This is a genomic window from Mucilaginibacter sp., from assembly GCF_028287845.1.
GTDB lineage: Bacteria > Bacteroidota > Bacteroidia > Sphingobacteriales > Sphingobacteriaceae > Mucilaginibacter.
Map to the genome: position 1 here is coordinate 21,282 of NZ_JAQBOW010000111.1, position 7,097 is coordinate 28,378.

The window sequence follows — 7,097 nt, forward strand, 5'->3', positions numbered from 1 at the left end:
ATTATAAACAGATGTTAATAACTATTGTGAATTATTATTTATATAATATATTAATAATCAATAGGTTATGTTTGGATCAATTGATCTCATCGCCATATTTTTTTAAATTATTTATTCTTCCAGACTACTATTATTTAATGAAATGCGGCTTTTTGCAGTTTTTTTTGAACTCCCGTAACACTTATACTTAAATACACGTAAAAAGTGTTGCCTGTTAATTAAATACATGGTTGATTATGTGTGCGTTAATAAAAACTCGGAAACTGAATTTATTGTGTGGCTTTCTCCTGTTGGGGATTGCAAAGATTTTTGTTGCCGGAATATCCGTATCACCCTCACCAAAAAGCATTTCAGTTAGTACCTATACCATAACCTATCAAAATAAAAGCACAGGCTGTACATCACTTCAGCCAACAACTGTAACTATTAATTCAAACCCCGCAAAGCCGGGCATATCATAATCGTAAATAAACGCACTAATTAAACTACCCTAAAATTAATACAAAATGAAAAAGCATTACTTAATCCTAAAACCGATATTGATCTTATTGTTGGTTATTTTAACCAAAGTAGCATCAGCACAGGTAACAGCCGGCCCAAGCGACATTCTCACAGCGGCCCCGACATCGGCAGCAGGTGCTGATAAAATATTGTGCTTTGGCACGGCTATCTCTCTGACGGGCCCACCTGATGCAGGCGGCGATACCTATCATTGGTATAAAAATTTTTCCGGCGGACCACAGCAGACCGATGTCAATCAAACTGGTAGAACCTATTCCGAAGCATCTGGCGCGGCTGGCTGGTATTATTACCAGTTAGTTGTAGAAAATGTCAATCATTGTTTATCGCCAATATCTAATCCAGTTAAGGTCTATGTGCTTCCGGAGCTTACCGTGACACTTAATAGTCCAAGTAATTTTTGCGCCGACGGGACAACAACAGCTTTGTTAACAGCAACTGTTCCAGCGGCGGCATCAACTATTGGTTTAACTTATGCGTGGACAAAAACTAGCGGTGGACTTACTACTACAGTAGGAACCAGCAACACCTATACCGTGCCAGCTCAAAGCACTGCCGGAACGTCAACTTATACGGTAAGTGTAACCTATACTTTGAATAATGGTTGTCTAGTTACTGCATTCAAAACTATTACAGTTTATGCGCTGCCAGGTCAGCCAAGCATCACAGCTAATTAATATGATAAATTAAAAAATATAGCTCGCCGCCGTTACAAAGCCAAGGCTGAAACATGAAGCATTTATATAGAATAATACTTATATGCGGATTGTTGATCATTAAAAGTGTGGGGTACGTGCAAGGGACAACCCTTACAAGCGGACCCCACACTTATAAGATCAATGAAGGGGCTTCTATTGTTTTACATGGGGCCCCAGTTAATGCATCGGTCTACCAATGGTATAAAGACGGAATAGAAATAAATGGAACAATAAACAAAGATTATACACCAATTAAACGGTTTGAATTTTGGAATACTCAAAATTAATAGGGGGCATTTATCTTAATGAAGCATCTGTGTAGAATAGTAGTTTTTTGCGCATTGTTGATCATTACAAGTTTGGCGTACTCACAAACTTCGGGAAACCCCGGGGTGTACACTACTTATACGATCAATCAAGGGGCAACTATTGTTTTACACGCCAATGCAGACCGTGCATCGTCCTATCAATGGGATAAAAATGGAAACGAAATACCTGGAGCGATTTACAAAGATTATACAGCAAACTCAGCAGGTTTATATAGCGTAGTTGCTTTAAATAGTGCCGGTTGTCCGTCTGGTATGTCAAGCGCTGTACAGGTTATTGTTAATTCGGTTGTAAAGCCCGATACGGCAGTTGATTTGCAGATTTCTATCCAATCAACCAACACCCATGTTCAGCTTGGTGATAGTTTTAATTATATATTAACGGCTAATAACAATAGCCCAATTAGTGGAACTAATGTAGAAGTAAGCTATGTTATTCCGTCTAACCTGGTTTATATACCGCAAATAACCAGCAATGGTACAGTAACCTATAATATTACCACCCGTACCCTAACCTGGACCATTAGCACGTTAGCAGAAAATGTTCCTACCAAATTAGTTATAAGCGTTAAGGCTTTAACTCCGGGAGTGATAACGAGCACAGTTGATATTAAGGGGGAACAGCTGGATCCTATAATTGCAAACAATGTTGACCAAACTGTTCAGCAAGTTTATCCATTAGTAATACCGAATATATTTACGCCTAATGGCGATGGCGTGAATGATAAATTTGTGATACCCGGCCTGGAAACTTATTCTGATACTGAACTGACTATATTGAACAGATGGGGCAACACTATTTACCAAAAAACAAATTATCAAAACGACTGGGGTGGCCAGGGAATGGTTGAGGGTACCTATTTCTATGTGCTTAAGGCAAAAAACCGGTCTGGTGGTTGGGATGTTTATAAGGGTTATATAACTCTTTTAAGAACAAGGATATGATGATGAAAAAAATACTGCTTTTATTTGTTTTGGCATTTTCATTTATTACAGCAAGTGCCCAGCAGGATGCGCAATTTAGCCAGTATATTTTTAATGGTTTGTACATTAATCCTGCTTACGCAGGTTACAAAAGTGATTTTTATGTGAATAGTTTTTACCGCTCGCAATGGACCGGTTTGACAGGTGCGCCTACAACGGTTTCTATTGCTGCTGATGGTGCCGTAGCTAATGATAAGGTAGGGTTGGGGCTGTTATTGCAACGTGATAATATAGGGGCACAAAGCACTGTTGCCTTTTATACCAACTACGCCTATCGTATACAGATAGGCGAAAATGAAAACTCCCGGCTGGCGTTTGGATTAGGTCTCGGAGTCATCCAGTCTGGCCTTGACGGCAGTCAATTAAATCCGGTACAATCCGGCGATAATTATATTCCTACCGGTTATCATAGCTTCCTATCGCCTGATGCGCGGCTTGGTGTTTTATATACTAATGACAGTTATTTTATAGGAGCGTCTGTTGATAATCTGTTGCCGCAGTATACAGTCAGTTCTGCAAATGCCGTAGCATTGGGGGTGCCTATCCCAAAACCACATGAGTATTTTACCCTCGGTGCTCTTTTTGATTTAAGTGAGGAAACAAAATTTAAACCATCCATTTTAATAAAAGATACTCAAACTGCACCAACCAGCATGGATATAAATGCCTTTTTATTATTAAATGAAAAGATTTGGTTAGGTGCGACTTACAGAACAGGTATTACTATTTATAATAAGCCTAACCTCCCAACGGGGCTGCCAAATTCAAGCGCAGCGGTAGCATTGGTAGAGTTTTTTGCTACAGAAAGTGTGCGTATAGGTTATGCCTTTGATTATTCGCTTAATAAAATAGGCAGCTTAGGATATGGCTCGCATGAGTTATCTATAGGCTTTCTTATAAAAAACAGTGCAAGTTCACGTTCGCGGTTTAATGACCCTACGCGGAAGTGTTATTTTTAGTAAAAGTTTTATAATCGTTCTGCGTAATGTATATAACATCAACAAAAGCCCTCTATAATTTATTAAAGAGGAATGTTTTACATAACTAATTTATTTGCTGTACCCGTGTTCAATTGCATATTAAAACTTTATCATGAAAGCTCTATTTAAATATATAATAGCACTGCTGATAATTGTAGCTTGTGGTTATGTTGCTTGTAAAAAGGGACAATCGTCATCAACCACCTATTTTAATTCGCCTGATTTAACTAAACAAATAGCCGTTGGTTTTTACAGTTCATTAATAGGCCAGTACGGCGGCGCTAATATCAATGATGGAATAACTGCCCCTGGCGGCATTAACCTAACCAATAAAGGCCCAGGAATTAGCAGCGTCAATTCTTTTTGTGGTTATACCATTGATACAACCTATACTTACAACCAAACTGCAGGCGATACCGTTAGAAAATTTATCACTCACTATAAATTTACTTATGGTTGTACCGCCAATGTACTTGACAGTTATTCACTGGCTGATAGCATAACCAATACAGAAACGGGTCCTTTATTTGCCAATTCTAGTATATTGACCCAAAATTATTTTGTAAAAGCACTTGACCAAACCAACAAAACAGCTTCTGTAGAAGGTTCTATAGGCACATCGTTTCACACATCTGTACTTAATACATCACATGTTGTTACGCAGTACAATAACATAGATACCAAATATGTTTTAAGTGGTGTTAAAGTTGATATTACCAGCGGTACTGCCAACATAACATCCGGTATAGCAACATTTACAACACAAGTAAGAAACCTTGACCCCACCACGCCTTTTAGCGGTTATTCGAGTGTGTTTACAGGTACAATTACTTTTTTGAGTAACCATATGGCGCACGTTTCTATAAGCACCGGCAACCAAACTAAATTATATACCGTTAACCTGATTACAGCCGAGGTAACCGCAGGCTAAAAGATGGCTGGCTTTTTTTATGGCTGGATAGGGTAAGCCATTTCTGCTTTAGCCTCGCGCATTACAAACGTGCTTTGCAATGAACCTAAGGGTACTGTCTCAAATAAATGGTTCATCAAAAAATGATGGTAAGCATCCAGGTCTTTTACGGCTACCCGCAAAATAAAATCATACTGGCCAGACATGTGGTAGCACTCCAGCACCTCGGGCAGTTTTATAATTTCATTTTCAAAATAATTCAACGTTTCCTTACTGTGGTCCCTAAGCTGCACGTGAGTAAAAGCAATTAGGCCGCGGCCTATCTTTTTATTATCAAGTACGGCCACATATTTTTTAATATAGCCTTGCTCCTGCATCCGGCGGATACGGTCGTTAATAGCACTTGCGCTTTTGTGCAGCCTTTCGCCAATTTCTTTATTAGTAAGGCGGGCATTATCCTGCAGAATTTGCAGGATATGCATATCTACAGCATCTAATTTATTTAACATAAGTAACTATACGGAAAAGTTATAAATACATCCCAATAAACTGTTATTTGTCCGGTGTTAATTATAAAAAACAGGGCAGATAGCTGATTATATACAAATATGCGGTTAATTATTCTGTAAATTCTCAAATTTATATAAAATTATAAACCAATATACAGGCCGGTATACAAACTAATTGAAATTGGGATTGTTATTAATATAATCCAGCCTGTTTAAGAAGAAACCAAATGAAACTTGCTACTTATAAAACCGTGTATTGGGATGGCCTGGGTATTATTGTAGATGATAAACTATATGATTTGAATACCTGCGATCCATCTATACCAGACAACATGAACGCGTTTTTGGGAGATGGTGATACCTCGATAGAAAAAGCCGCGGTTGTTGAAGCAAAACTGCGGTTACAACAAATAGATATTAAGGCTGTAGAAAATTACGAACTATTGGCCCCGGTACCCAGCCCGGCTTCATGTCGTGACGGTTATGCTTTTAGGCAACACGTAGCAGCGGCGCGCCGCAATCGCGGATTGGAAATGATAAAGGAGTTTGATCAATATCCTGTTTTTTATTTTACCAATCACCAGGCTATTTATGGGCCGGGTGATATTGCATGTATGCCAGATCATTTTAACAAACTTGATTTTGAATTAGAAGCAGCTATTGTTATTGGCAAACAGGGAAGAAATATAAAAGCAGAGAAAGCGGATAGTTACATAGCCGGCTATATGATAATGAATGATATGAGCGCGCGTACCCTGCAAATGGAAGAAATGCTGCTAAATCTGGGGCCTGCTAAAGGAAAGGATTTTGCTACGGCTATTGGCCCGTTGCTGGTTACACCTGATGAGCTGGAGAGTTATAAAATAAATGCTAAACCGGGGCATATAGGCGCCTGCTATAATCTGGAAATGACCTGCAAGGTTAATGGAATTGAAGTTTCTAAAGGTAATATGGCAGATATGGACTGGACCTTTGCCGAGATCATTGAGCGGGCATCCTACGGCTGTACTATTTATCCTGGGGATGTTATCGGTTCGGGCACGGTGGGCACGGGTTGTTTCCTTGAACTTAACGGAACAGGGTTATTAAATGATCCTAACTACCAAACCCAATGGCTGAAAAATGGCGACGAGGTGGAAATGGAGATTACCGGCTTAGGAATCCTAAAAAACACAATTATAGCCGAACCGAGTAATTGGTCAATACTAAGATTAAAGAAATAAGCCCATGAAAAGCTTTGAAACCAATGAAATGAGCACAGGACAGATACACAGTTATTTGCTGCACGCTATTGCGCCCAGGCCAATTGCGCTGGTTTCAACAATTGATAGAGAGGGCAGGGTTAATTTGAGCCCCTTTAGCTTCTTCAATTTATTTAGTGCTAACCCCCCTGTGTGCATATTTTCGCCTGCACGAAGGGTTCGGGATAATACTACCAAACATACTTTAGAGAATGTGCAGGAAGTTGCAGAGTGCGTTATAAATATAGTGGACCATAGCATTGTTTATAAAGTAAACCAGGCCAGTGCCGAATACCCAAAGGGTGTAAACGAATTTATTGAAGCAGGGTTAACAGAACTGGCATCGCTGCATATAAAACCGCCACGTGTTGCCGAATCGCCGGTACAGCTGGAGTGCATTGTTAAACAGGTCATTCCATTGGGCGATGGCGCCGGTGCAGGTAACCTGGTATTGGCCGAGATTAAAACCATACATTTTAGAGAAAACCTGCTGGACGAAGCAGGTAAACCTATACAAGCAAACTTTGACCATGTTGCCCGCCTCGGCGGCGACTGGTACAGCCGCGTAACAACTCAAAGCTTGTTCGCGCTACCTAAACCAATTGAGAAACCATTAAATACATAAAATTATGCCAAGCTACCACACTTTAGGAAAGATCCCCCATAAACGGCATACGCAGTTTCGTAAGCCTGATGGTACATTATATGCCGAAGAGCTGGTATCAACCGAAGGTTTTTCGAGCTTATACTCACTGGTATATCATACTTATCCGCCAACGATGGTGAAAGAATTGGGCGAGCCATATTCGGTAGCGCCAAAAATAGCCCGCGAAAAACATTTGAAGCATACCAGCCTGCTGGGGTTTAATATAGAACCAGCCGATGATTATTTGCAAAGCCGCAAACCAGTTTTGGTTAACAATGATCTGC

Annotated in this window: 7 protein-coding genes and 1 pseudogene; 7 read left to right on the forward strand and 1 reads right to left on the reverse strand. The window is 39.8% G+C overall.

Features of this window, described 5'->3' with window-relative positions; genetic code table 11:
* Positions 1-506: 506 nt before the first annotated feature.
* From JWP71_RS11585 to JWP71_RS11600, 4 genes are all read left to right on the forward strand, one after another.
* Complete coding sequence (locus tag JWP71_RS11585) at positions 507-1,196, forward strand: hypothetical protein (protein WP_299499985.1); 690 nt, start codon at positions 507-509, stop codon at positions 1,194-1,196.
* 326 nt (positions 1,197-1,522) lie between these two features.
* Positions 1,523-2,488, forward strand: coding sequence for a gliding motility-associated C-terminal domain-containing protein (locus tag JWP71_RS11590; RefSeq protein WP_299499987.1), 966 nt, complete (start codon positions 1,523-1,525; stop codon positions 2,486-2,488).
* Positions 2,485-3,486 carry a type IX secretion system membrane protein PorP/SprF gene (locus JWP71_RS11595; protein ID WP_299499989.1) on the forward strand — a complete coding sequence of 334 codons (1,002 nt, stop codon included), beginning with the start codon at positions 2,485-2,487 and terminating at the stop codon, positions 3,484-3,486. Before JWP71_RS11590 ends, JWP71_RS11595 begins: the two co-directional genes overlap by 4 nt.
* Positions 3,487-3,619: 133 nt before the next feature.
* Entirely contained in the window at positions 3,620-4,438 is an 819-nt protein-coding gene (locus JWP71_RS11600) for a hypothetical protein (RefSeq protein WP_299499991.1), read from the forward strand.
* Between the two features lie 17 nt (positions 4,439-4,455).
* On the opposite strand, the gene JWP71_RS11605 is transcribed toward JWP71_RS11600, so the two are convergent.
* The gene (locus JWP71_RS11605) at positions 4,456-4,926 is read right to left on the reverse strand and encodes an Lrp/AsnC family transcriptional regulator (RefSeq protein ID WP_299499994.1); all 471 of its coding nucleotides are present in this window, start codon (positions 4,924-4,926) and stop codon (positions 4,456-4,458) included.
* 227 nt (positions 4,927-5,153) lie between these two features.
* Here JWP71_RS11605 and JWP71_RS11610 point away from each other — a divergent pair, with 227 nt between their 5' ends.
* From JWP71_RS11610 to JWP71_RS11620, 3 genes and pseudogenes are all read left to right on the forward strand, one after another.
* The gene (locus tag JWP71_RS11610) at positions 5,154-6,149 is read left to right on the forward strand and encodes a fumarylacetoacetate hydrolase family protein (protein ID WP_299499996.1); all 996 of its coding nucleotides are present in this window, start codon (positions 5,154-5,156) and stop codon (positions 6,147-6,149) included.
* 4 nt (positions 6,150-6,153) lie between these two features.
* Complete coding sequence (locus JWP71_RS11615; RefSeq protein WP_299499998.1) at positions 6,154-6,792, forward strand: flavin reductase family protein; 639 nt, start codon at positions 6,154-6,156, stop codon at positions 6,790-6,792.
* Between the two features lie 4 nt (positions 6,793-6,796).
* Positions 6,797-7,097: pseudogene (locus tag JWP71_RS11620) on the forward strand (homogentisate 1,2-dioxygenase); the annotation flags it as partial.

What these genes read in the sequence shown, in the direction of transcription:
- JWP71_RS11585 (WP_299499985.1), top strand. Translation starts at nt 507, where the DNA reads ATGAAAAAGCATTACTTAATCCTAAAACCGATATTGATCTTATTGTTG.
- JWP71_RS11590 (WP_299499987.1), top strand. Translation starts at nt 1,523, where the DNA reads ATGAAGCATCTGTGTAGAATAGTAGTTTTTTGCGCATTGTTGATCATT.
- JWP71_RS11595 (WP_299499989.1), top strand. Translation starts at nt 2,485, where the DNA reads ATGATGATGAAAAAAATACTGCTTTTATTTGTTTTGGCATTTTCATTT.
- JWP71_RS11600 (WP_299499991.1), top strand. Translation starts at nt 3,620, where the DNA reads ATGAAAGCTCTATTTAAATATATAATAGCACTGCTGATAATTGTAGCT.
- JWP71_RS11605 (WP_299499994.1), bottom strand. Translation starts at nt 4,926, where the DNA reads ATGTTAAATAAATTAGATGCTGTAGATATGCATATCCTGCAAATTCTG.
- JWP71_RS11610 (WP_299499996.1), top strand. Translation starts at nt 5,154, where the DNA reads ATGAAACTTGCTACTTATAAAACCGTGTATTGGGATGGCCTGGGTATT.
- JWP71_RS11615 (WP_299499998.1), top strand. Translation starts at nt 6,154, where the DNA reads ATGAAAAGCTTTGAAACCAATGAAATGAGCACAGGACAGATACACAGT.